The 23843-nt window shown below is 71.3% G+C and carries 17 protein-coding genes and 1 other RNA gene; 8 read left to right on the forward strand and 10 right to left on the reverse strand.

The features are described from left to right. Positions 1-6 precede the first annotated feature (6 nt). Positions 7-1125 (forward strand): S-adenosylmethionine:tRNA ribosyltransferase-isomerase, encoded by a 1119-nt coding sequence (locus I2501_RS34055; RefSeq protein WP_328806827.1) that lies wholly within the window; start codon positions 7-9, stop codon positions 1123-1125. Between the two features lie 78 nt (positions 1126-1203). Here the strand turns inward: I2501_RS34055 and I2501_RS34060 are convergent, their stop codons facing one another. Then, on the reverse strand, positions 1204-3870 hold the full coding sequence (locus I2501_RS34060) for an FHA domain-containing protein (RefSeq protein ID WP_328806828.1): 2667 nt from the start codon (positions 3868-3870) through the stop codon (positions 1204-1206). Between the two features lie 221 nt (positions 3871-4091). Between I2501_RS34060 and I2501_RS34065 the strand changes: the two genes are divergently transcribed. The 4 genes from I2501_RS34065 (at position 4092) to rnpB (ending at position 10329) form a co-directional block, all read left to right on the forward strand. Beyond that, a complete protein-coding gene (locus I2501_RS34065) occupies positions 4092-6095 on the forward strand; it encodes a streptophobe family protein (protein ID WP_268927032.1) in 2004 nt (667 codons plus the stop codon). Positions 6096-6171: 76 nt separating this feature from the next. Further along, entirely contained in the window at positions 6172-7632 is a 1461-nt protein-coding gene (locus I2501_RS34070; protein ID WP_196198043.1) for an RNB domain-containing ribonuclease, read from the forward strand. 772 nt (positions 7633-8404) lie between these two features. Beyond that, on the forward strand, positions 8405-9874 hold the full coding sequence (locus I2501_RS39955; protein WP_196198044.1) for a D-alanyl-D-alanine carboxypeptidase family protein: 1470 nt from the start codon (positions 8405-8407) through the stop codon (positions 9872-9874). A 51-nt stretch (positions 9875-9925) separates the two neighbouring features. Further along, positions 9926-10329: RNase P RNA component class A (rnpB, locus tag I2501_RS34080), an RNA gene on the forward strand. 70 nt (positions 10330-10399) lie between these two features. Here the strand turns inward: rnpB and I2501_RS34085 are convergent. Continuing rightward, positions 10400-10810, reverse strand: coding sequence for an organic hydroperoxide resistance protein (locus I2501_RS34085; RefSeq protein WP_196198045.1), 411 nt, complete (start codon positions 10808-10810; stop codon positions 10400-10402). A 109-nt stretch (positions 10811-10919) separates the two neighbouring features. Here I2501_RS34085 and I2501_RS34090 point away from each other — a divergent pair, with 109 nt between their 5' ends. Next, positions 10920-11414, forward strand: a complete 495-nt coding sequence (locus I2501_RS34090) for a MarR family winged helix-turn-helix transcriptional regulator (RefSeq protein ID WP_196198046.1) — start codon at positions 10920-10922, stop codon at positions 11412-11414. Between the two features lie 74 nt (positions 11415-11488). Further along, positions 11489-13411 carry a hypothetical protein gene (locus I2501_RS34095; protein ID WP_196198047.1) on the forward strand — a complete coding sequence of 641 codons (1923 nt, stop codon included), beginning with the start codon at positions 11489-11491 and terminating at the stop codon, positions 13409-13411. Here I2501_RS34095 and I2501_RS34100 read toward each other — a convergent pair. The 4 genes from I2501_RS34100 to serB all read right to left on the reverse strand — a co-directional run bounded on the left by I2501_RS34100 (position 13342) and on the right by serB (position 18365). Beyond that, positions 13342-15606: a hypothetical protein gene (locus I2501_RS34100; protein ID WP_196198048.1), complete on the reverse strand. Its 2265-nt coding sequence runs from the start codon at positions 15604-15606 to the stop codon at positions 13342-13344. The two genes, I2501_RS34095 and I2501_RS34100, sit on opposite strands and share 70 nt — an antisense overlap. A gap of 9 nt (positions 15607-15615) precedes the next feature. Then, on the reverse strand, positions 15616-16128 hold the full coding sequence (locus I2501_RS34105; protein ID WP_196198049.1) for a hypothetical protein: 513 nt from the start codon (positions 16126-16128) through the stop codon (positions 15616-15618). A 281-nt stretch (positions 16129-16409) separates the two neighbouring features. Further along, positions 16410-17102 carry a hypothetical protein gene (locus tag I2501_RS34110; RefSeq protein WP_196198050.1) on the reverse strand — a complete coding sequence of 231 codons (693 nt, stop codon included), beginning with the start codon at positions 17100-17102 and terminating at the stop codon, positions 16410-16412. Positions 17103-17138: 36 nt separating this feature from the next. Further along, on the reverse strand, positions 17139-18365 hold the full coding sequence (gene serB / locus I2501_RS34115; protein ID WP_196198051.1) for a phosphoserine phosphatase SerB: 1227 nt from the start codon (positions 18363-18365) through the stop codon (positions 17139-17141). 146 nt (positions 18366-18511) lie between these two features. Here serB and yaaA point away from each other — a divergent pair, with 146 nt between their 5' ends. Further along, complete coding sequence (gene yaaA, locus I2501_RS34120; protein ID WP_196198052.1) at positions 18512-19312, forward strand: peroxide stress protein YaaA; 801 nt, start codon at positions 18512-18514, stop codon at positions 19310-19312. Positions 19313-19381: 69 nt separating this feature from the next. On the opposite strand, the gene I2501_RS34125 is transcribed toward yaaA, so the two are convergent. From I2501_RS34125 to I2501_RS34140, 4 genes are all read right to left on the reverse strand, one after another. Continuing rightward, entirely contained in the window at positions 19382-20359 is a 978-nt protein-coding gene (locus I2501_RS34125) for a phospholipase D-like domain-containing protein (RefSeq protein WP_196198053.1), read from the reverse strand. Positions 20360-20558: 199 nt separating this feature from the next. Then, entirely contained in the window at positions 20559-21773 is a 1215-nt protein-coding gene (locus I2501_RS34130; protein WP_196198054.1) for a bifunctional RNase H/acid phosphatase, read from the reverse strand. Positions 21774-21943: 170 nt separating this feature from the next. Next, positions 21944-22687, reverse strand: coding sequence for a zinc ribbon domain-containing protein (locus I2501_RS34135; protein ID WP_196198184.1), 744 nt, complete (start codon positions 22685-22687; stop codon positions 21944-21946). 33 nt (positions 22688-22720) lie between these two features. Next, complete coding sequence (locus I2501_RS34140; RefSeq protein WP_196198055.1) at positions 22721-23617, reverse strand: Nif3-like dinuclear metal center hexameric protein; 897 nt, start codon at positions 23615-23617, stop codon at positions 22721-22723. Positions 23618-23843 lie beyond the last annotated feature (226 nt).

The following is a 23843-nucleotide window of genomic DNA, read 5'->3' on the forward strand; positions in this document are numbered from 1 at the left end:
GACGACGTGACGGACGCGGGATTCGTCGACGGGCTCGGCGACTGGGAGCTGCCGCCGGAGCTGGAGGCCGTGGCCCCGCCCGAGGAGCGCGGCGGCAGCGGACGCGACGACGTCCGGCTGATGGTCGCCCGTCGGCACGGGCTGACGGTCACTCACCACGCCTTCCGGGAGCTGCCGCAGCTGCTGGAGCCGGGCGACGTGCTGGTGGTCAACACCTCCGCGACGCTACCCGCCGCCGTCGACGGCCGGGTCACCGAGACCGGCGAGCCGGTCGTGGTCCACTTCTCGACCCGGCACTCGGACAGCGAGTGGGTCGTGGAACTGCGCACGCCCGACGGCAAGGGGTCCACCCGGCAGCGCCTCGTCACGGGAGGAGCCGCGGCGGACGTGACCGTCCGGCTCACCGGGGGCGCGCGGGTGACGCTGCTCGCGCCGGTCGGTCCTGCGGTCAGTCCCGGGGGCGGGCGGCCGGCGGATACGCCGCCGCGCCTGTGGCGGGCCTGCTTCGGCGCGACCGACCCGCTGGCGTACCTGGCCCGTTACGGGCGGGCCATCCGCTACTCCTACACGAACATCGACCGTGATCTGACGGCTTATCAGACTGTCTTCGCCGAGCCGTCGCCGCGCGCCGGATCGGCGGAGATGCCGAGCGCGGCACGGCCGTTCACGGCGGAGCTGGTCACCCGACTGGTCAGCCGGGGCGTCCAGGTGGTGCCGCTGACCCTGCACACCGGCGTCGCGTCGGTGGAGTCCCACGAGCCGCCCTACGCCGAGTGGTTCGAGGTGCCCGAGCCGACCGCGCGGGTGGTCAACGCGGCACGCGCGGCGGGCTCACGCGTCGTCGCCGTGGGCACGACGGCGGTGCGGGCGCTGGAGTCGGCGGCGGACGCGTCCGGGGTGGTCAGGGCGCGCTCGGAGTGGACCGAGGTGGTGATCACCCCCGAGCGCGGGGTCCGGGTGGTGGACGGCCTGCTCACCGGGTTCCACGAACCGCGCGCCTCGCACCTGCTGATGCTGGAGGCCGTCGCGGGCCGGCCGCTGCTGGACCGCAGCTACGCGGAGGCGCTGCGCGAGGGCTACCTCTGGCACGAGTTCGGCGACCTGCACCTGATCCTGAGCCGGTGAGGAGCGAGCCGGGAACGCGTGAGGGGCGGGGACCGTCGGTCCCCGCCCCTCACGTCGTCCTGACCCCGTGCGTCCGGGTCAGCGGCTGCGCATGACCTCGGGCTCGTGCCGGCGCAGCAGTCGGATCACGATGAACCCCAGGACCGCGCTGAGGACGACGAGCGCGCCGCAGTCGATCAGCCACTGGGAAGCGGTGTGCTGCCACATCGAGTCCGGGGAGCCGATCAGACGGCCAAGGTCGATGGTGGTGCCCAGGGCTCCGGCGGCCCACCGGGACGGCATCAGCCAGGCGATCTGCTCCAGTCCGGGACTGCCGGCGATGGCGAAGCCGAGGCAACCCGTGAAGACGACCTGGACGATGGCGAACATCACCAACAGCGGCATGGTCTTCTCGGTGGTCTTGACCAGCGACGAGATGACCAGACCGAACATCATCGAGGCGAAGCTCAGCAGGATGATCGGGATCGTCATCTCCAGGGCCGGGAAACTGGAGACGATCAGCCCGGACGGGAGCTTCCGGGTCGAGAACCCGATACCGCAGATGAGCACGCCCTGCACCACGCTGACCACGCCGAGGACCACGACCTTGGACATCAGGTAGGCGCTGCGGGAGAGGCCGACGGCGCGTTCCCGCTCGTAGATCACCCGCTCCTTGATCAGCTCTCGAACCGAGTTGGCAGCTCCGGAGAAGCAGGCGCCGACAGCCATGATCAGGATGATCGTGGGGGCATTCGTGTTGAGGCCCCCCGGGCCCGGCTTGAGGCCGTCCGGTGACGGGATGACCATGCTGACGACACCGAGGACCGCAGGCAGCAGCAGCGACAGCAGCATGAAGCCCCGGTCCGAGGCGATCACCGCCAGGTAGCGGCGCACCAGCGTGGACAGCTGCGAGCCCCAGCTCTGCTGCTTGGGCGGCTGGGTCTGGTGGTGCTGTATCTGCGCGGACTGGGCCTGCACCGCGTCGACGTCGGCCGCGTACATCTGGAAGTGCACCGAGCCGCGGAACCGGCCGCCCCAGTCGTGCTCGGCGTGGTTCTCGAAGGCCTGGAAGACGTCGGCCCAGGTCTCGCACTGGAAGAAGTGCAGGGCCTCCTTCGGCGGACCGAAGTACGCCACCGAACCGCCCGGTGCCATCACCAACAGCCGGTCGCAGAGCGCGAGTTCGGCCACCGAGTGGGTGACGACCAGGACCGTGCGACCCTCGTCGGCCAGGTCGCGCAGCATCTTCATGACATCGCGGTCCATGCCCGGGTCGAGACCGGAGGTCGGCTCGTCCAGGAAGATCAGCGACGGCTTGGTCAGCAGTTCCAGCGCGACCGAGACGCGCTTGCGCTGGCCGCCGGAGAGCGCGGTGATCCGGTTGTCGGCGCGCTTCTCCAGGTGCAGCTCGACCAGGACCTCTTCGACGCGACGCTGGCGCTCGGCCTTCTCGGTGTCGCCGGGGAACCGGAGCTCGGCGGCGTACTCGAGCGCGGTGCGGACGGTCAACTGCGAGTGCAGGATGTCGTCCTGCGGCACCAGACCGATGCGCTGGCGCAGCTCGGCGAACTGCTTGTAGAGGTTACGGCCGTCGTAGAGGACGTCACCGCGGTCGGCCGGACGGTAGCCGGTCAGCGCGCGCAGCAGCGTCGACTTGCCGGAGCCGGACGGGCCGATCACCCCGATGAGGGACTTCTCCGGGACCGCGAAGCTGACGTCGTTGAGCAGGATCTTCTTCTGGCCCTTGTGCTCGACCTCGACGGTCAGGTGGCGGGCGGAGAAGGAGACCTCACCGGTGTCGACGAACTCCTCGAGCCGGTCCCCGACCAGACGGAAGGTCGAGTGACCGACACCGACGATGTCCTGGGCGGTCAGCACCTGACGCGAGATCGGCTGACCGTTGACGTACGTGCCGTTGTGGCTCTCGAGGTCGACGATCTCGTAGCGGCCGTCGGTCAGCTGGCGCAGCTCGGAGTGGTGCCGGGAGACCTGCAGGTCGGAGACGACCAGGTCGTTGTCGAGACCACGACCGATCCGGATGGTCTTCAGGCCCGCCGTCAGGTTGCGGACCATGGTCGGGTTGCGCGCGCCGTAGACGGGAGACGGCGCCTGCTGGCCCTGCTGCGGCACCTGCATCTGCGGCTGTGCGGCGTAGCCTGCGGCGGCGTTGTAGGCGGGGGCGGCGTTGGGAGCGCCGTACCCGGCCCCGGCGTTGTACGGCTGCTGCGGGATCTGAGCCTGGTAGGGCTGCTGCGCCTGCTGCTGTGCCTGCGGCTGTCCCGGGTACGGCTGCTGCTGCGCGGGCTGCTGCGGCTGCGCGCTGCCGTAGCGGGAGGTGCTCTGCTCGTGCCAGGCGGCGGCCTGCTGGGCCTGCTGCGCCTGCTGTGGTTGGGCTTGAGGCTGAGCTTGAGGCTGGGCCTGAGGTGCGTGCTGCTGACCGGGGAACGGCTGCTGCTGCACCGGCTGCGCGGCCGGCACTCCGGTGAAGCTCAGCCTCGGGCCGTTCTCGGCGTTGCCGAGCAGGATCACCGATCCGTCGCCGAGGTAGACCTGCGTCGTCCGCTGCCCGCCCGCGAACGTGCCGTTGGTCGAGCCGAGGTCCTGGAACAACCAGGCGTTGCCCGCAAAGGAGATGGTGGCGTGTTGCCATGACACCCGGGCGTCGTTGATGCAGAAGTCCGACTGAGGGTTGCGCCCGACACTGTAACTGCGACCGGGTTCCAGCGTCGCTCGCTGCCCGTTGATCTCTAGTACAAGTTGCGGCACGGTTGCCTGTCCCACGTTGTGTCCCCCGTGTGAGCCCCTTCGTTTTCAGGGGCAGTGTAGGGATGGTGAACTACTGGGGGAATCATTCCAGCTCGGTCACCGAACAGAGAACCGGGACCGGTGGCATGACGCCGGACCGTGACACTGTGGCAACCTGACGCCAGGGGGCGGACGTTGCGGTCGTTCGCGCGAGCGTCGGGATGGTTCGGGATGGTGTGGCGATGACGGGGTACGGCAACGCACAGCCAGCGCGGCGAGGCCCAGGCGGGCCTGGCGGACCGTCCGGGCCCGGGGGTCCCGGCGCGGGTTCCGGCCGGACGACGGGGCAGGGCCTCGGTCCGGGACTGGTCCGCGGCATCGTCTTCAGTGCCATGGCCGCGAGTTGGGCGATCGTCGCGATGGGCGCGGTCGGCGCGCTCGGAGTGCACCTGCTCGGGCTCGACAAGAGCGCCAACCTGGGGTCCGTCACCGCCGTCCTGGTGTCCATGGCGGTCGGCGGAAAGGTCAACCCCACAGGTGACGTGTCCGTCTTCGGACTTGACGCGGCGGCGGCCCAGGGCGCGATCGACATCCTGCCGCTGGGCCTGACCGTCGTCGGCGCGGTGGTGCTCGGCTGGCTGTTCACCGCCCAGCTGCGGCGGATCGCCGCGCCCACCCCGGCCGACCTGCTCGCGCGCGCGGCCGGGGCCGTGGTGGCGTTCCTGGTCCTGCTCACGGTGGTCGCGTGGTCGGGCGACGGCTCCGTCGCGCTGAACCTCGGTGGCGGGGGCGGTGGTTCCTCCGGCGGCACGACGGGCGGTTCGAGCGGCGGCGCCGGCGGCGGCACGGGCGGTTCCGACGGCGGGATCGGCGGCGCGCTGGGCGGGCTGCTCGGCAACTCCGTCCACTCCGGCGTGCACGCGGGCGCGCAAGCGGGCAGCGGTAGTGGTGGCAGTGGTGGTGATGGCGGGTTGGGCGGTCTGCTCGGCGGCATCCTCGGGAGCAACAGCCAGCAGACGGTGGGCTTCAAGGTCGACCTGCTGCCGACGCTCGGCTTCGGGCTGCTGTGGGTGGTGCTGGTGCTCGCCTTCGCGTGCGTCGCGGCCCGACGCGTGCCGCTGCCCGCCGCCTGGAGTGGCCTGACCCGGACCGTACGCCCGGTCGCATCCGCGATCACCACGATCTACCTCGGCACGGTCGCCGTCGGCACCGTCGCGGGTGTGATCGTCGGCCTCACCGGCAACGGCGGCGCGAAGACCATCGGGGGCGCGTTGCTGGCCGCGCCCAACGGCATCTATCTGGCGATCGCGCTGGGCATGGGCATCCCCCTCAACGGCCAGGCGAGCGGTCCGCTGACCCACTTCCTGCCGTCCCCCGTCAACCAGTTGCTGGCGGGCGGCCAGGGCAAGACCATCACCGTCTCGTCGCTGGCCTCGCTGGACGGCAGGGTCTGGCTGCTGCCGGTGGGCGTGGTGCTGACCCTCTTCGCCGTCGGCGTCTACGCGGCGGTGCGCACCCCGCGTCCGGCGACCGGCTGGTCGGGGGCTGGCGGGTCGGGGGCTGGCGATTCCCGGGCTGGCGGATCCGAGTCGATCGGCTCCGAGGTGGGCGGCGCGGCGCTGCGCCTCGGCGTGGGGCTGGCGGTGGTCACGCCGGTGTTGCTGATGCTGGCCGACGTCTCGGTCAACGCGAACCTGTCGGTCTTCGGCTTCGACGCGGCGGGCGCCGGGCTGAGCGTGACGGGCAATCTGCTGCTGGCGGTGGTGCTCGGCCTGGTCGAGGGCGCGGTCTTCGGCGCGGCGGGCGCGGCCGTGGTCCGCCGCTTCGCGAGCGCGAAGCGTGTCGCGGCGGTGGGGGGCAGCGTGGTGGACGGCAGCGTGGCGGGAGCGGGAGCGGCTCCTGTGGACGGCGGGTTCGTCCCGGCTCCGGGCACGGGTTACCCCGCTGCGCCGCCCGCTCCGCCGATGGCTTCGCCGCCTGCACCCGGCTCGGGGGCCGGCTACGGCGGGCATGGCGGATACGGCGGCGGTTACGGCGGGCTGCCGCAGAGCGCGCCCCCTGCGCAGCCGCCCGCGCCGGGCGGCGGCAACCCGTATGCGAGCGCGAACCCCGGCCCCGCCGGGCCTCCCCCGGCGCCAGGCCAACCGCCGCGCCCCGCCCCCGGCGGCAACCCCTACGGCGGCCTCCCGCAGGACCCCGGCAGCGCCGGTCCGCAGCAACCGCCGTCGGAGAACCCGTACCGGTAGGCCGCCGAGACTCCGGCCCGAGTCTCCCGCAGGCCCTGCCTCGTTGTTCGACGCGGCACGCAACTACGCTGGGCGCGTGCCGCGTCGACTGCTGAGCGTACGGACCGCCGGGACCGCCCGGATCAACACGGAACTCGCCGCCCTGAGGGCCCGGCTTGAGCTTCCGGACGGCTGGTCGGACGCCGTGCTCGCCGAGGTGGCCGCCGCCTCGGCCGCCCCCGTCCTGCCCGAGTTCGACGCGACGGACCTGCCGCTCTTCACCGTCGACCCGCCCGAGTCGCGCGATCTGGACCAGGCGATGTACCTGGAGCGCCGTCCCGGCGGCGGCTACCGCGTCCACTACGCGATCGCCGACGTCAGCGCCTTCGTCCGGCCCGGCGGCGCGATAGACGCCGAGGCTCGGCGACGGGTCGAGACGCTCTACTTCCCCGACGTCCGGGTCCCTCTGCATCCGCCGCAGCTCTCCGAGGGCGCGGCCAGCCTGCTCCCCGGCCAGGACGCCCCGGCACTGCTCTGGCAGCTGGATCTGGACGCGGACGGCGAACTGCGCGAGACCCGGCTGCGCCGCGCACTGGTCCGCAGCCGGGCCAAGCTGAACTACGCGGGCGTCCAGAAGGCTCTCGACACCGGCACCGCAGAGGAACCGCTCGCCCTGCTCGGCGTCATCGGCCCGCTGCGCGAGGAGCGGGAGCGTGCCCGTGGCGGGATCAGCCTGCCGATCCCCGAGCAGGAGGTCGAGGAGATCCCCGGCGACGGCTACACCCTCGCCTACCGCGCGCCGCTCCCCTCCGACGGCTGGAACGCGCAGATCTCGCTGCTGACCGGGATGGCCGCGGCCGGTCTGATGCTCGAAGGCGGCGTCGGCATCCTGCGCACCCTCCCGGGCGCGCCACCCAACGCGTTCGAGAAGCTGCACCGGATCGCCCAGGCGCTGCACGTGGACTGGCCGATGGACCTCCCCTACCCGCAGCTGATCCGCTCGCTCGATCCGCAGCTCCCGGCGCATGCCGCGTTCCTCAACGAATGCACCGGCCTGCTGCGCGGCGCGGGGTACACCGCCTTCGACGTCCCCGGTGGCGGCGTCGCCCCCGGGAGCCCGGCGCACGCGGCTGTCGCCGCGCCGTACGCGCACTGCACCGCTCCGCTGCGACGGCTCGTCGACCGCTTCGCGGGAGAGGTGTGCGTGGCGTTGACGGCCGGTCAGGAGCCCCCGACGTGGGTACGGGAGGCGCTGCCGACCCTGCCCGCGCTGATGGCGTCCGGCGACCGCCGCGCCCACGAGGTCGAGCGCGCTTGCGTGGACCTGGTCGAGGCCGCACTGCTGACGGGCCGTGAGGGCGAGCTCTTCGACGGCATCGTCATCGACGTCGACGAGCGCCACCCGGTGCGCGGCACCGTCCAGCTCTGCGACCCTGCGGTGCGCGCCCCCCTGACCGACGACAACGGCCACGGCCCGCTGCCGCTGGGCGCGGAGATCCGGGTCCGCCTCACCTCCGTCGAGCTCTCCCACCCGGCACTCCGTTTCGTCACGGCCTGAGCCGTGTGACGACTGTCGCGGTGGTTTGGGGCTGTCGCGGCAGTTGGGGGCGTTTGGGCGTCGGTTGGGCGTGTGTTCGGTGCTGACGAGGTGAAACCGCAGCACAGAGGGCCTGCGCCCTTGTACAGTCCAGCTCCGGGGCCACACGAAGACTCTCCGTATGTGTTCCGATGCCTTCCCTTCCTTCTTACGGCTCCTTGAGGACTAGAGGTCTGTCGTGCCCGCGTCGACCGACGAGCAGCAGCAACAACCCCCGCACCCTGACCCCCTTCCGGCAGCGCCCGATCCCGCCCCGGAGACGCGGGAGACGCCGGAGGCACCGGAGGCCGCCGAGGCGGAGGCGGACGTCGACGTGGAAGCGGACGTCGAGGCGGAAACCGAGGGGGAGGCGGACGCGGACGTCGAGCCGGCGGCGGAGCCTCAGCGCGATGAGGCAGACGATCCGGACGACTCGGATGGGTCGGAAGAGCCTGGTGAGTCGGCAGCTTCGGACGAGGCGGAGCCCGATGGCCTGGCTGAGCAGGATGACCCCGGCATCGATGCTGAGGTCGCCGATAGGGACTCCGACGGCGATTCCGAGACAGATGCCGACGCCGACAATGATGGTGAGGTCGACGCCGAATCAGAACTCACGGCCGATCCTGAAGCAGATGCCGGTGCTGCGGCTCCCGACACGGCTTCCGAGTCAGAGTCCGAGACCACAGCCGAGGCCCCGGTTACGTCCATGCCCGCGCCTGCGACTGCGCCCGTGCCTGCGGGCACGGCTGCCGTTGTGCCTACCGCTACCGCTGCGGCTCCACCGCCGCCTGCGCCTCCGGCCGTCGCCGCAGAGGCTCCCGCACCGGTCGCGTTCGGCGGGCTCACCCCGATCCCTGACGTCACCGGAATGGTCAGCGCGCCGTCGCGCTTCCCGAGGTTGCGGGCGACGTCCGACCGGATCGGGCAGAACGTCCGCGACGTACGACTTTCGGTGGCCGATCGCCTGGCCGACACCGGCCTCGGCACAGTCGTCAACCGCTGCCGGGACGTGCTCGCCGAGCGGCGCAGCGTCCGGATCGCGACCGTGGGCGGCGCGGGCGTCATCGCCGTTGCCGTCGTGCTGGCTGTGACGCTCGGGTCCGGTCCGTCGACCTCGTCGGCCGCGGACTCCGCCGTCGGCACGGACGGACATCCGACCGTGGCCGCGCCCGCCGTGCCACACCTGAGCCTGACGGTCCCCGACACGTTCACCGTGCCCGGACACCTTGCCCTGGCGTGGCCCTCCTCCGGCCAGGCCGCCATCGCGGTCCCCGGTGTCGGGCTGCTGGGGAGCAGCGGTCCGGTAGGTACCGCGCAGCCGATCGCGTCCGTGACCAAGACGATGACGGCCTATCTGATCCTCAAGGACCACCCGCTGGCCCCCGGCCAGTCCGGCCCGGTCCTCACGATCAGCGCCGCCGAGGCCGCGGCGCTTCCCGGAGAGGAGGCGCTGAACCAGTCCCTCGTGCCGGTCCGGACGGGCGAGCGGTTCACCGAGCGGCAGGCGCTGCAGGCGCTGATGCTCGCCTCCGCGGACAACATGGCCGAGATACTGGCCGCCTGGGACGCGGGCAGCGAGAGCCGCTTCGTGACCCGGATGAACGCCATGGCGGCGACCCTGGGCATGACCCATACCCGTTTCAGCCAGCCCTCCGGCTATCTCGGCACCTCGGTCTCGACCGCCACCGACCTGGTCAAGCTCGGCGAGGCCGCGATCACCGACCCGTTCTTCGCCGACCTCGTCGACGAGACCTCCGCCACCATCCCCGGTGGCACGATCCGCAACTACAACGCGCTGCTCGGCCAGGACGGCGTCGACGGCATCAAGACGGGGTCGACGTACTGGGCGGGCGGCTGTCTGCTCTTCTCGGCCCACACCCGCGTCGCCGGTCACGAGATCACGCTGGTCGGCGCGGTCCTGGGGCAGCCCGGCAACATCAGCACCATGCTGCCCAGCGTCTTCGCCGCCACGGCACGCCTGCTGCACAGCGCCGACCAGGCTCTGGAGCAGGTCACCGTCGTCGGTCAGGCCCGGGCCGTCGCGGAACTCTCCGGCTCGGGCGATGCCACCCGGCTCCTCCACCCGTCGCACGCCGTGACGATGGTCGGCTGGCCGGGTCTGCAGCTCACCCTGCGCGCCACCGGGTCCGCCGCCAACCCCGCACTGGAGACGCTTACGCCCGACGGCCGGATCACGGACGCCACGCCGCTGGTCTCCGGCTGAGCTCGGGACGGGAGGGGTCCGGCCGCCCGCTACCATGGTCACCACGGCGGACGAGCCGGCCGGGCGGTCGCGTCGGGTCCCTCAAGGGATCCGCCGAGGAACGTCCGGGCTCCACAGGGCAGGGTGGTGGCTAACGGCCACCCGGGGTGACCCGCGGGACAGTGCCACAGAAAGCAGACCGCCGGGCGCTTCGGCGCTCGGTAAGGGTGAAACGGTGGTGTAAGAGACCACCAGCGTCCAGGGTGACCTGGACGGCTCGGTAAACCCCACCTGGAGCAAGGTCAAGATGGGCATCGGCTTCGATGCCCTGCGCTGACGCCTGAGGGCTGCCCGCCCGAGTCAGCGGGTAGACCGCTTGAGGCGGCCGGCAACGGTCGCCGTAGATGGATGACCGCCTCCCGCGGCCCGGCAACGGACCGCGGAGACAGAACCCGGCGTACAGGCCGACTCGTCCGCCGCCTGAGACCGCAGAGGCCCCACCGGAGACAATTCCGGTGGGGCCTCTGAGTCTTTCGGGAGCCGTGCCTACTCGACGACGAGCTCGACCGGGATGTTGCCGCGGGTCGCGCGGGAGTACGGGCAGACCTCGTGGGCCTGCTTGACCAGCTGAAGGCCGGCCTCGTTGTCGAGGGAGGCCGGCAGTTCGACGCGCAGGGTGACCGCGAGGGCGAAGCCGGCGTCGTCCTTGCCGATGGTGACCTCGGCGGTCACCGAGACCTCGCTGGTGTCGGCCTTGGCCTGGCGGCCGACGACGCCGAGGGCGCTGGCGAAGCAGGCGGCGTAACCGGCGGCGAACAGCTGCTCCGGGTTGGTGCCCTGCCCGCTGCCACCGAGCGCCGGGGGCATGGCCAGGGCGAGGTCGAGCTGCCCGTCGGAGCTGACCGCACGTCCCTCGCGTCCGTTGGCGGTCGCTGCGGCGGTGTAGAGCGCGTCCATGGAACTTCGATCCCTTCGTCGGTCGGTTCGCTGGTGGAACCTGACACTCAGAAGTAGAGCACGCAATTAAGTTGTGCGCAACTAAGCTGCTCGCAGTTATCCTGACGTCATGGCCACCACCGCGCTGCCGGCTCTGCCCGACATCCCCGACGAGGAACTGCTCCGCCTGGACCGCCAGGTCTGCTTCTCGCTGAACGCTGCTTCGCGTGCCTTCGGGGGCGTGTACCGGGTGGTCCTGCAGGAACTCGGGCTCACCTACCCGCAGTACCTGGTGATGCTGGTGCTGTGGGAGCACGGACCGCTGCCGGTCAAGCAGATCGGCAGCTACCTCCGACTGGACTCCGGCACGCTGTCGCCGCTGCTCAAGCGCCTGGAGGCGGCCGGACACGTCCGCCGTGAGCGCAGCGCGGAGGACGAGCGCTCGGTGACGGTCCACCTCACCGACTCCGGGACCGCCATGCGCGAGCAGGCGCTGAACGTCCCGCGCCGGATCTTCGCCGCGACCGGGCTGTCACTGGACGAGGTCACGGCGCTGCAGTCCCTCCTGAACCGGGTCACCGCCCGTCTGGACTCCGGCGACCCCGCGGTCGACTGCACCGGCTGATCCGCTCCGCGGGGCAGGGGTTACGTTGGGCGGCGACGTGTCGGAAGGGTGGAGTTCCCCGTTGACGAGTGGTAGTGATCATCGCCGCGAGCCGCGAGCCGCGAGCCGCGAGCCGCGAGCCGCGAGCCGACGGGCGGGGGCCGGGGCGGCTCGCGGATCAGGAGCGATGGCGCACCTTCACGGCTCATCGTCGGCTGCTGGTCGCCACACGCACGCTGACCTCGGCGATCCGGGTCCTGGAGGCGCTCCCCGCGTTGGTGGACGGTGACGAACGCGTCGAGGTGCTCTTCGCTCACGACCCCACCTCCGCGTTCGGCAACGGCGTGCCTGAGCTGCTCCGGCGGCGCGGTTGCCGGACCGTGCCCTGGGAGCGCGTGGGCGAGTTGGCCCCGGATCTCGTCCTGACGGCGAGCGAGAACGTGGAGGTGCCCGGCGACTGCCCTGTCCTGGTGATCCCGCACGGCGTGGGCTTCCACAAGCACGTGCCGGACGCGCGCGGTACGGGCAGCCGACTCTCCGGACTGGTGCCGGAACACCTGCTCGGCCGCGCCACCATGACCGTCGCCCATCCCGACCAGCAGGCGCAGTTGGCTGCGGCAGACCCGCGGGCGGGTGCGGGGGCCGTTCTGGTCGGCGACGTGTGCCGGGAACAGCTGCTGGCCAGCCTGCCGCAACGCGCCGCGTACCGAAGGGCAATGGGCGTGCGACCGGGCCAGCGCCTGGTCGTGGTCAGTTCGACGTGGGCCAGCTCCTCCCTTCTCGGCCGTCGACCGCACCTGCCGACGCAGGTTCTGGGTGCGCTGCCGATCGACGCGTACCGGGTGGCACTTGTCGCGCACCCCAACATCTGGGCCTTCCACAGCCCGGAGGCGATCCACCGCGTCCTGGCACCGGCCATCGGGGCCGGGCTGCTGCTGATACCGCCCGATCGCGGCTGGCAGGCCGCTGTGGTCGCGGCCGATGCGGTGCTCGGGGACCACGGGTCGGTCACCTTCTACGCCGCCACGCTTGACCGCCCCACCGCCGTGGCCACGTTCGGCGAGGACGCCGTCCCCGGCACGACCGGCGCGGAGTTCGGCTCGTCAGCACCCCACCTGGCACCGCACCGCCCCCTGCGCGAGCAGGTCGAGGAGCTGATCGCGAGTCATAAGCCGGGACAGTGCGACGATCTGGCGCAACGCACTTTCGTCGGGGACGCGGGCGCCGGCTGCCGCGACGATCACGGTGGCGATCGCGGCGACGGCCTCGGCGCTCACGGCTCGGACTCCGCACGGTTGCGCACGCTTCTGTACCGGCTGTTGGACCTGGACGAACCCTCGGAACCGGTACGGATCCAGGCGTTCCCGGTGCCCGTCCTGCCACGCGCACTCCGCCCGTCGGCGGCACAGGCCGCGTGGGTCTCCGTCCGACGAGTACCGGACGACGCGACGCTGGTCGTGGAGCGCCTCCCTTCCCAACTTGCGCCTGTGCGGGACGAGGAACCCGACGAGCTGTACTTCCTCACCTGCGACAGTGAGGAGCCCGACCGGGCTACCCGGCTCAGCGCCTCGGTCGTACTCGTGACGTCCCCGGAGGGCACCGACGCGCCGTCCGACGCTTGGGCGTCCGAACCGGCGGACGCCGAGACCCTGCTGAGCGAGGTCTTCGATGCCTGTCCCGCTGCCCGCATCGCTGTCGTGGCAACGGAACCCGGCCGCTTCGTGGCGGCGGTTGCGAGTGGTGGACTGGTGCAGGCGGAGTCGGAGCCTCCGACCCGCGATCCGCTGCCGGTCGCGGCAGCCGTCTACGCCCTTCTGCGCTCCGGGGGCAGGCCGGCGGCCGATCTGGTGGCCGATCCGAAGGTCGATGTGGATGCCGAAGGCCAACTCGCGCTGCATATCGGCCCGGTGCGACATCTGGTCACGCTGAGGTCGGCGGACTGGCGACCTCAGGCGCCGTTCAGTCCGCCCAGCCGGGCGGTGACGGCAACGGCCTTGGGATTGCCGCCGAGTTCGTAGATCTGACGGGCCTGCTCCAGCTCGGTTCGGGCCGTCGAGGTGTCGGTCGGGTCGAGCATGAGCAGTACCTCCGCGAGCAGGCAGCGCGTGTCCGCCTCGTACGCGGTGGCCTCGTGCTCGTGCAGCCCCCGTGCTGCCCGCCGGAGCTCCTCCCTGGACCGTGGCAGGTCGCCGAGGAGGCGGTATGACTCCCCCGCCGCTGCGCGAGCACGAGCCGCCATCCTGCCGTCGGGCGTGGGGAGTTGTTCCAGTTCGGCCCGGGCCCGGTCCAGTGCGGCCAGGGCCTGCGCCGGCTCGCCGGCGGCGTTGAGCGCAACGCCGAGGAAGAGCCGGGCGAGTGCCGTGCCCCGGTCATCCGGGACAGCGAGGTTGAGCTCCACCGTGCGGGTGAAGACCGCCACCGCCCGGGCCGGATCGTGCTCCAGCCAGTAGCGCCCGAGCATCTCGTGGACGGAGGCGGCGAGGAGGGCATGACCGGACCGGGCCGCATGTTCGGCGGCGAGATCGAGCTCCCGGATCGCCTCGTCGTCCCGGCCGAGGTCGAGCAGGGGCCGGGAGCGCATGCTGCGCAGCCGGGCCTCCCCCGCGTCCGAGCTTGCGGCTACCGCCGCATCCACACCGATCCGCAGGCTCTCCTGCCACTCCTGGAGGCGACGGTCATGAAGGAAGAGCACGGTCAGCGCCTCCGCCAACGGCCAGACCAGATCGGCCAGGACCCGCTCCCCTGATGCCTCGCGCAGGACGGCGAGGAGCGCGTCGCGCTCTCGCCCCAGCCAGGCCAGCGCCACCTGCCCGGCGTTGTCGCCCTGCACCGCGAACGGGTTGGCGCGACCCTCGATCAGGCCGTCGAGATCGGAGACCCGAAGCCGGTCGAGGCGGACGGCGCGGTCCGCCTGTGCGGCGAGCACCAGGTAGTGCTCGGTGACCCTGGCGAGCACCTCGGCTGCCTGACCGGTCGGCCGTGGTGATGCTTGTGGTTCGCGCTGGGCACATTCGCGGGCGTGCAGGCGGACCAGCGGATGGACCTGGAATCGGCCGTCGCCGACGGCTTCGAGGAGGCAGGTCCGCACCAGGTGGTCGAGGACCCGTCGGATGGACGCGGCGTCGACGGCGAGCGCGGCGGCCACCACGGCAGCGTCGAACGAAGCCACCGGCAGCAGGCCCACGACCCGGTAGACCGCCGCCTGTTCAGGGGTCAGATCCCGATAGGCGAGGTCCAGAGGCCGTCGCACGCTGCGTTCACCCTCCTGGAGGGGATCGTCCGCGGAGCCGGAGCCGCGCAGATCGTCGCTGTCCGGGTCGGCGAGGGTGAACGCGTCGAGCCGCACGGACTCGTCGCGGAGTTCTTCAGCGAGCCTGGCGGGGGTCATCCCCGGGTGCAGTGCCAGGCGCGCTGCCATCACTTGGATGGCCAGTGGCAGGCCGCCGCAGAGCGCCACCACCTCGACTATGGCGGCCTGGTGTTCGGCGGCCTGAACGGGATCGTCCATCAGGGCGGTGAGGAGCTCCGCCCCTGCCTCTGGGTCGAGCGGCCCGAGGCGAAGCAAGCGGGCGCCGTCCAGTTTCAGTTCGCCGAGGTAGCGCCTGCTGGTGGCCAGTACCGCCGACCCGGGAACGCCTGGCGTCAGCATCCGGATCTGGGCTGCAGTCGCGGCGTTCTCGACCACGATCAGGACCTGCTTCCCCGCGCAGCGGCGGCGGAACTCGGCCAACCTCTCCTTGGGCGATGCCGGTTGGTGCTCCTCGGCAAGCCCGAGCGAACTCAGGCACCGGGCGAGTGCGCGGTCCGGGTCGCCCAGTCCGACCACGCTGCTGGCGCCCTCGCCAGGCGCCGGGCCGACTTCCGCCGCGGCGGCGTAGTCGACATAGAGCTGCCACTCCGGGTGGCGGTCCGTGAGGGAGTGGGCGATATGGCGGACCAACTCCCGCTTGCCCACGCCGTGCAAGCCGCTCACGACCGCCGTGCGGGCGACGCCTGGTGCGGCTCCTCGGAACCACGCGCCGAGGCCCGCGCGCTCCTGGGCCCGGTCCACCAGCAGCGGGGCGCCCGCCGGCACCTCCCATGCGCCCGACGGCAGCTCAGCCCCTGGGGCTGACTGCCCGTTGTTGATGGTCACGGTGCCGTATACCGAACCCATCTGGACCACCGTGCCATGGCTGCCGCCAGTCACGGAGTTGGAGATGTTCTCCCCCATCGACGTGCCCTACGCGCTCGCGCCACTGGGGCGGTTGGTGTCGCCGGGAGTGCCCACCCTGAAGCTGGCGACCTTGCCGATGTTGCCCGCCTGAATCGCTATGTCGTGGCTACCATCGTTCATGGTGTTGTTGATGACGGTGATGCCACCCGCCTTCTGCTCTTCGGCCGCGGCACGGAAGGCATGTACGAGTTCCCGCACGTCGTCGACGGCTGTCTCGTCCTGGGCGAAGACCTCCAACAGGCGTGCCTGCCAGGCCAGACGGATCTGCTCGGCCGGTGGGGTCACAGCGCCTGGCACGGCAGCCGAACCGCCCGCCTCCCCTGGCTCCTCGGCGGACTCCGCCGCCACCAGGATCTGTGTCCGCGCGAGCTCCAACTCCGCGGAGGCGACCCGCTGGTCCTTGCCCCGCCCGAGGACCTTGGCGATGCCGCCCTTGAACTGCTCCCACAAGTCCCCGCCGGCAGCCGTCATGAAGGCCGTCGAACCCGCTGTGGCCAACGCAATCATCTCAGCGTCCATGACTGCTCCCCCTTCTCCCGTGATCTCCACCGTAGCGAGAAGCCTGGCCCGTGGCGTTCTGTTCGCATGTTCCCACTCGATCGAGCGTATGTGCCACTCCATCAGGTGAACTGCGGCGCAAAGGGGGTGGCAATGCGCGATGCCGGGTCTAACGTCTCTCTCGACGACGCGTCAGCGACTCGGATCGGGTCGGCTCGACTGCGGGTCATAAAAGGTGCCGGACTCGCACAGGGAAGGCACCGAAGGCAGAGCGATGAAGGCACGCCGGACGGAAGCGCACGTCACTGCTCCGGCATCCCACTCAGCAGGGATTTGAACCGCCCGGTCAGCGTCCGGCGGACGGCGCGGCGTTCAGCGCGGGCGCGCTTGGAACTCCCCTCGCGATAGAAGCGACGGAACCAGGGCGAATCGGGGTAGGCCAGCCGGAAGGTACCCCACAGGGCCAGGAACGGGAGCAGCACGCCGGCCAGGCCGAGGAAGATCCGCCCCTTGAGCGCGGAGATGACCGACAACACGCAGTTGAGCAAGAGGAACGTGACGAAGATCCAGGTCCCCTCACCTGGTTGACGGGAGAACGGGTTGGAGACGAGCAGCCCGATCCCGCCGAGAGCGGCGACACCCACGACCGTGTCGACCGACTTGCGTCCCTCCGCTGCCCAGTAGACGTCGGAAAGATGGAGCCAGAGGGCGAACTCGTCCAGGGTCAGCGCGGCACCGACACCGAAGACCGCGGCGACCACATCCCGGTACAGGCCGTGCGGGACGGCCACGAACTCGACCGGCCCGGCGATCAGCATCAGGAAGATCCCGGGGACCAGATGGTGCACATGCACCGACCCGACGGCCACATTGCCGAAAGGGCCACGCCCGGAACGGATCAAGCGCACGATCAGCCGGGTGACCGCAATGGTCGCGACGAACGCGACCAGTATGAAAAGCAGGGCGGAACGGCCAGTTCCGGAATGCAGGTGCATTCCTCGATGGTGACCGGCCCCGCTCCGGACGGCGGCTTACGCCGCGCCGTCGTCCTCCTCGACTTCCTCCCGGGAGATCCCGAGCAGGTAGAGGACGGTGTCCAGGAAGGGCACGTTCACGGCCGTGTGCGCGGCCTCGCGGACGACGGGCTTGGCATTGAAGGCGACACCGAGCCCTGCCGTGTTCAGCATGTCGAGGTCGTTGGCGCCGTCGCCGATGGCGACGGTCTGCTCCAGCGGGACATCCGCCTCCGCTGCGAAGCGACGCAGCATGGCGGCCTTGCCGGCCCGGTCGACGATGTCGCCGACGACCCGCCCGGTGAAACGACCGTCCACCACCTCGAGGGTGTTGGCGGCGGCGAAGTCCAACCCGAGCCGGTCGACCAGGTCGTCCGTGACCTGGGTGAAACCGCCGGAGACGATGCCGACCTGGTAGCCCAGCCGCTTGAGGGTGCGGATCAGGGTCCGGGCGCCGGGGGTCAGCCGGACCTCACTGCGGACCTTGGCCACCACGTCCGCATCCAGGCCCTCCAACAGGGCGACCCGGGCGCGGAGCGACTCGGAGAAGTCCAGCTCCCCACGCATCGCGGCGGCGGTGATCTCGGCGACCTGCGGCTCACAGCCGGCATGGGCGGCGAAGAGCTCGATGACCTCGTCCTGGATCAGGGTCGAGTCCACGTCCATGACCACCAGTCGCTTGGCCCGGCGCTGCAGGCCGGAGGCGACGACGGCCACGTCCACACGCTGGGCGGCGGCCTCCAGGGCCAGGGCGGCACGCAGCGTCTCGGTGGGGACTCCGGAGACGGCCAGCTCGACGGCCGTGACCGGGTACTTCGCCAGGCGGAAGACACGGTCGATGTTGCCGCCGGTCTCGGTGATCCGAGCGCTGAGGGCGGCGACGGCCGAGGCAGGCAGCGGGTGGCCGAGCACCGTGACATGCGAGCGACCCTCGCCACGGGGACGGTTGTCACCCTTGCCGGAGATCACCTCGGCCTCGAGCTTGCAGCTCTCCGCCCACTGGTGCACCTCGGAGCGGAGCGCCCCGTCCCGAGGCGGGGCGGTGACCAAGGCGCAGAGCACGATGCGTCCACGCGTGACGACCTGCTCGAAGTCGACGACGTCGACGTCGTGCTCGGCCAGGGTGGCGAACAGGCCCGTGGTGATGCCCGGGCGGTCCTTCCCGAAGACCTTGACCAGCAAGGTGGGGGTGTCGGGACTCAGGAGCTCGGCGGTGGCTGCGTCGGCGGCAGGCTTTGCGTTCATGGTGAAGCCCACGCTACCGGCTGCCGATCCGGCGCTTCGCCGGTGTCCCGCCAGGCGGACACCTGAGCGGACGGGTGGCGGGCGCAGACACGGGCGCGCAGACCGTAAGGTTGCCTGCGGGAAGACCTGTCAGGAGGAGTTGCTCAGTGCTGGTGCTGTTGCCGCCGTCGGAGGGGAAGGCCGCGTCCGGGGAAGGCGCTCCGCTCGATCTCGAGACCCTCGCGCTTCCCTCGCTCACCGCGACCCGTCGGAGCGTGCTCGACGCCCTCGTCGCCCTCAGCACCGGGGACGAGCCGACCGCACTGGAGATCCTCGGGCTCAGTGACGGCTTGCGGGGCGAGCTCGTCCGCAACGCCCGACTCCGGACAGCCGCCGCGCTGCCGGCCGGCGAGCTCTACACCGGGGTGCTCTACGACGCGCTCGGCCTGGCGGAACTCCCGGCGCAGGCGCGGTCGCTGGCCGAGCGCAGCCTGTTGGTCTTCTCCGGTCTCTGGGGCGCGGTCCGGATCTTCGACCGGATCCCTCCCTACCGATGCTCCGGCGGCGTCAAGCTGCCGCCGCTCGGCGGGCTCGGCGCTTACTGGCGCAAGCCGATGGCCGCCGCCATGCCCGAGGCCGCGGGCGACGGGCTGGTGCTGGACCTGCGTTCCTCGGCCTACGCAGCGCTGTGGAAGCCGACGGGCGAGGTCGCGTCGCGCACCGCGACGGTCCGGGTACTGCACGAGCGGGTGGTGCACGGTGTGACCAAGCGGTCGGTGGTCAGCCACTTCAACAAGGCCACCAAGGGCCGCCTGCTGCGGCAGCTGCTGGAGGCGGGGGGCGAGCCTGGCTCTCCGGCCGAGTTGGTCGAGGCCCTGCGCGACCTCAAGTACACGGTCGAGGTGCCTACGCCGGCGCCCACGGCCGGAAAGCCGTGGGCACTGGACGTCGTCGTCTCCGAGCTCTGAGCCGCGGAGCCCGGAGCCCCGAAGCTCGGAGCACCCGAGCTCTGATCGGGAGAACGATCAGCGAGGCGGTCAGGCTGCGGTACCGCCCTGGTAGTCGCTGTTGAAGGCGTTCTCGATGGTCGAGGCCACACCGCTGTCGGTGAGGATCACGCCCAACTCGCGGTTGTTGTCCAGCGAGTTGCTGCTGATGTTCATCGAGCCGGCCTCGACCGTCTGGGTGGAGAGACCGTAGTCGGCGACGATCGCCTTGGCGTGGATGTAGAAGCCGGTGCTGGACGAGTAACCCATCACAGTGCCACCGGCGTTCTCGATCTCGGAGACCTCGCTGGAGTAGCTGCTCGGCTTCTCCAGGACCACGCGCACCTTGACCCCGGCCGAGGCCCGGGCCGCGATCGCGTCGACCACGGTCTGGTCGCTGAACTCCTCCTCCTCGACGTCGAGAGTCGTCGTGGCGCCGTTGATCACGCTGAGCAGCCGGCTGCGCGAGTCGGTGGGCGACCAGAGCAGGTTGTCGCCGTCGCTCGGGGTGACGGCGGTCTGGGTGTAGTCCGCGTTGAAGACGTTCTCGATCGCGGAGACGTCGCTGGGGTCGTTGTCGAACACCCCGTAGTCGCGGCTGGTCGAGTAGTACTTGGAAGTCAGGTTGCCGGTCAGGATCAGCGACTGGGTGCCGTCGACCGTGATGGTCTTCTGGTGGGTGTAGACGTAGGACGGCGAGGACCAGACGACGCCCACGCCCGCGTTCTTCAGGGTGTTGTACGCGGAGTCGTTGACCGAGGTGCGGGTGCCGTCGAGGATCACGCGCACCGTCACGCCGGCCTGCTCACGGGCGATCAGGTCGTTGACGGCGGTGGTGTCACTGAGCTCGTACATCGTCATGTCAAGTGTCGACGTGGCCGAGTTGATGAAGTTGTAGATGTCGGGCTCGGAGGAGCCGAGGTTGAACGCGAAGGCCGAGTAGCTTGCGGCGTGGGCAGGCATGGCGCCGGCGAAGAGTGCGGCTCCGGCGGCGCAGGTGACGAAGGCCTGACGGATTCCCTTGCGCATGTGGTGCTTCTCCTAGGGGAGTTGACGGAGAGCCAGTGCTGCTGACGGGGCTCGCGGAACGGTCGGCCGACCACGAACCCAGAACACCACGCGCGTAGATTCTTCAGAAGGTATTCAGAGTGAAATGTCCATGGCTAAATTGCGAAGCACGCAGGGAGACTCCGTGAGGGAGATCGCTACGCGCGTGGAACGGCGCTGGTCAGCGCAGATGTGACGTGTCGTTGAAGAGGCGCAGCGAGGCGTTGCCGTCCGCGTAGTACTGGACGGCGGAGAGGGCGGCCGCGCTCAACTCCATGCGGTAGAGCGCCTCGGCGGGGGCGCCCAGCGCCAGCCGGACCAGCGTCTTGATCGGGCTGACGTGCGAGACGACCAGCACCGTCCGGCCCGCGTAGCGGGCGAGCAGCCGGTCACGGGCCGCAGAGACACGGCGGGTGACCGCGACAAAGCTCTCGCCGTCGGGCGGAGCAACCTTGGGCGAGGCCAACCAGCCGTCCAGCGCAGCCTGGTGACGCTCCTTCACCTCACCGAAGGTGAGGCCTTCGAAGATGCCGAAGTCGGTCTCGCGGAGGCCGTCCTCCACCCGGACGTCGAGGCCGAGGGCGTCCGCGACGATGCCCGCCGTCTCACGGCAACGGGCCAGCGGAGAGCAGACGATCGCCTCGATCGTCCCGCGCGCGGCCAGCGCGGAGGCGGCCCGTTCCGCCTGCCAGCGGCCCCGGTCGGAGAGGGAGAGGTCGGCGCCGCCGCTGCCGGAGAAGCGCTTCTCCGGGGTCAGCGGGGTCTCGCCGTGGCGCAGCAACACAAACGTCGTCGGCGTGCTGAGGTCGGGCGGCGCGGCCCGTCCTGCGGTTGCCGGAGCGGAGGCAGAGGCGGACGCCGCCCCCGTACGCGGGGACGACGCAGGCGAAGGCGCGGCAGAAGAGGCCACGCCAGACGCGGACTTGGGCTCGAAGTTGGGCTCGGGCTTGGGCTCCCAGGCGCGGCCGGCCTGGCCCGCGTCCATGGCCTCGTTGGCGAGGCGGTCGGCATGCTTGTTCTGCTTGCGCGGGATCCAGGTGTAGCCGACCCGGTCACCCGGGAAGACCGAACGGGCCTCCGCCGCCAGCGGCTTCATGTCCGGGTGCTTGACCTGCCAGCGGCCCGACATCTGCTCGACGACCAGCTTGGAGTCCATCCGCACCGCGACCGACCCCTCCGGGTCGAGGGCGTGCGCGGCGCGCAGGCCGGCGATCAGACCCCGGTACTCCGCCACGTTGTTGGTGGCCCGCCCGATGTACTCGGCGGTCTCGGTCAACAGCTCGCCGGTGTCGCCGTCACGCACGACCGCGCCGTAGCCGGCGGGCCCGGGGTTGCCCCGAGACCCGCCGTCCGCCTCGACGATGAACCGCCGACCGGCTCCCGCAGCTCCAGTCACGGCCTGCCTCCGCTTCCCAAGCCCCTCGCACCCGCCGCCGTTCCGGCAGCGGGATCACAGCGAACCGGTGACACCGCCGGACCGCCACACCGGTGACGCCGACGGCACCGGCAGCACCGGCGATTCGGGCGTCCGTCGTGTGATACCCGCTCCGGGGTCGGATCCAGCGGTCAGAGACCGGAATCGGCCGTGCGGACCAGGATGCGACCGCAGTTCTCGCAGCGGACCACCTCGTCGGCCGCGGCGGCGCGGACGGTGCCCAGGTCGGTGATGCTGAGCTCGACCCGGCAGCCCTCGCAGCGGCGCTGGTAGAGGCGGGCCGCACCGATCCCACCGTTCTGCTGGCGCAGGCGGGTGTAGACCTTGATCAGGTCAGCGGGGATCGCGGCGGCGACGGCCTCGCGGTCGCGGGTGGTCTTCTCGACCTCGGCGTCGATCGAGCCGTAGGACACGTCACGGCGCGCCTCGGCGTCCTTGGCGCTGCTCTCGGCGTCGTCGCGGCGGGCGGTCATCTCGCTGACCCGGGTCTGGGAGGACTCGAGCCGCTCCATGATCTCCAGGACCACGTCCTCCAGGTCGCTCTGGCGCTTGGCCAGCGAACCGACCTCGTGCTGGAGGTTGGCCAGGTCCTTGGCGGAGCCGACACTGCCCGAGTCGAGGAGCTTCTGGTTGCGGGCGGCGCGCTGGCGGACCTGGTCGACGTCCTGCTCGGCCTTGGTCAGCTCGCGCTGGGTGTCGCTGAGCTGGGTCTCGGCGGCGACGGTCAGCGAGCGCAGCTGGGACAGGTCGGCGTTGCGCTGCTCGATCTCGGCGTGCTCGGGCAGCGTCCGCCGACGGTGGGCGAGCTGGTCCAGGCGGGAGTCGAGTGCCTGCAGGTCCAGCAGGCGGATCTGGTCGGCGGGCGCGGCGTTCAGGGGGTGCTCCTCAGCGGATGGAAGGGGTTGCGGTCAGTGGGCCGTGGCGGCGCCGGTGGCCGCGACGGCGGTGGCCGACGTGGTGGCGTCGGCCGTGGCCGGGAAGGCCATGGGGGCGTGCGCGGTCCAGGGGTCGGAGACGTGGGTGGACACCCGCGTCTCCAGCTCCCAGCCGTGCTTCTCGGCGGCGGCGAGCAATCGGCGCTCGGCGCTGCGCAGCCACGGCCACTCGGTGGCCCAGTGCGCGGCGTCGACCAGTGCGATGTCCGCGTGCTCGCGGGCCTCGGAGGCGGGGTGGTGTCGCAGGTCGGCGGTGACGTAGGCGTCGACTCCGGCCGCGCGGACCTCGGCGAAGAAGCTGTCGCCGGAGCCGCCGCAGACGGCGACGCGTCGGATCGGACGGTCCGGGTCTCCGGCCGCGCGGACGCCCTGGGCAGTGGCGGGGAGCCCGGCGGCGACCCGCGCCGCGAAGGCGGCGAGCGGCTCGGGCTCGGGCAGCTCGCCGATCCGGCCGGTGCCGCGGCGACCCTCCGGGTCGCTCGGGTCCGGGATCAGCGGACCGGTGATGCGCAGACCGACCGCCTCGGCGAGGGCGTCGGAGACACCGGGGTCGGCGTGGTCGGCGTTGGTGTGGGCGACCAGCAGGCCGATGCCGTTGCGGATCAGCGTGTGGACGACCCGGCCCTTGAAGGTGTCGGCGGCCACGGTCGTGGTGCCGCGGAGATAGAGCGGGTGGTGCGTGACCACCAGCTGTGCACCGAAGGCGACCGCCTCGTCGACCACGGCCTGGACCGGGTCGACCGCGAACAGCACCCGGCTGACCTCGTCCTCCGGGTCTCCGCAGACCAGTCCGACGGCGTCCCACGACTCGGCCCAGGCGGGCGGGTACAGCTCGTCGAGGACGGAGCGGAGGGCAGCGAGTTTCGGCACGTGTCCGAGGGTATCGCGGCAGAGCCGCCGCTTCGGACAACGCGGAAGGTTACGGGCCGATTGGCAGCTCCACCCGTACGAGTGATGAATCCGCGATCCCGTGCGAGCGGCGCACAAGCGAAAGTAGCTTCGGCAATGCGGACGAGGTCACGGTCGGGCGACCGGACCGATCCCGTCCGGCCCCGGGGGCGCGTCGCGCCGCGCTACCTCGCGCACCCCACCTGCA

The sequence above is a fragment of the Streptacidiphilus fuscans genome (genome assembly GCF_015690355.1).
Lineage (GTDB): Bacteria > Actinomycetota > Actinomycetes > Streptomycetales > Streptomycetaceae > Streptacidiphilus > Streptacidiphilus fuscans.

Bases quoted from the DNA above. Each gene is read 5' to 3' on its own strand.
- I2501_RS34065 (WP_268927032.1), top strand. From the start codon at position 4,092: ATGACGGGGTACGGCAACGCACAGCCAGCGCGGCGAGGCCCAGGCGGG.
- I2501_RS34085 (WP_196198045.1), bottom strand. From the start codon at position 10,810: ATGGACGCGCTCTACACCGCCGCAGCGACCGCCAACGGACGCGAGGGA.
- I2501_RS34090 (WP_196198046.1), top strand. From the start codon at position 10,920: ATGGCCACCACCGCGCTGCCGGCTCTGCCCGACATCCCCGACGAGGAA.
- I2501_RS34100 (WP_196198048.1), bottom strand. From the start codon at position 15,606: ATGGGGGAGAACATCTCCAACTCCGTGACTGGCGGCAGCCATGGCACG.
- I2501_RS34105 (WP_196198049.1), bottom strand. From the start codon at position 16,128: ATGGACGCTGAGATGATTGCGTTGGCCACAGCGGGTTCGACGGCCTTC.
- I2501_RS34110 (WP_196198050.1), bottom strand. From the start codon at position 17,102: ATGCACCTGCATTCCGGAACTGGCCGTTCCGCCCTGCTTTTCATACTG.
- serB (WP_196198051.1), bottom strand. From the start codon at position 18,365: ATGAACGCAAAGCCTGCCGCCGACGCAGCCACCGCCGAGCTCCTGAGT.
- I2501_RS34125 (WP_196198053.1), bottom strand. From the start codon at position 20,359: ATGCGCAAGGGAATCCGTCAGGCCTTCGTCACCTGCGCCGCCGGAGCC.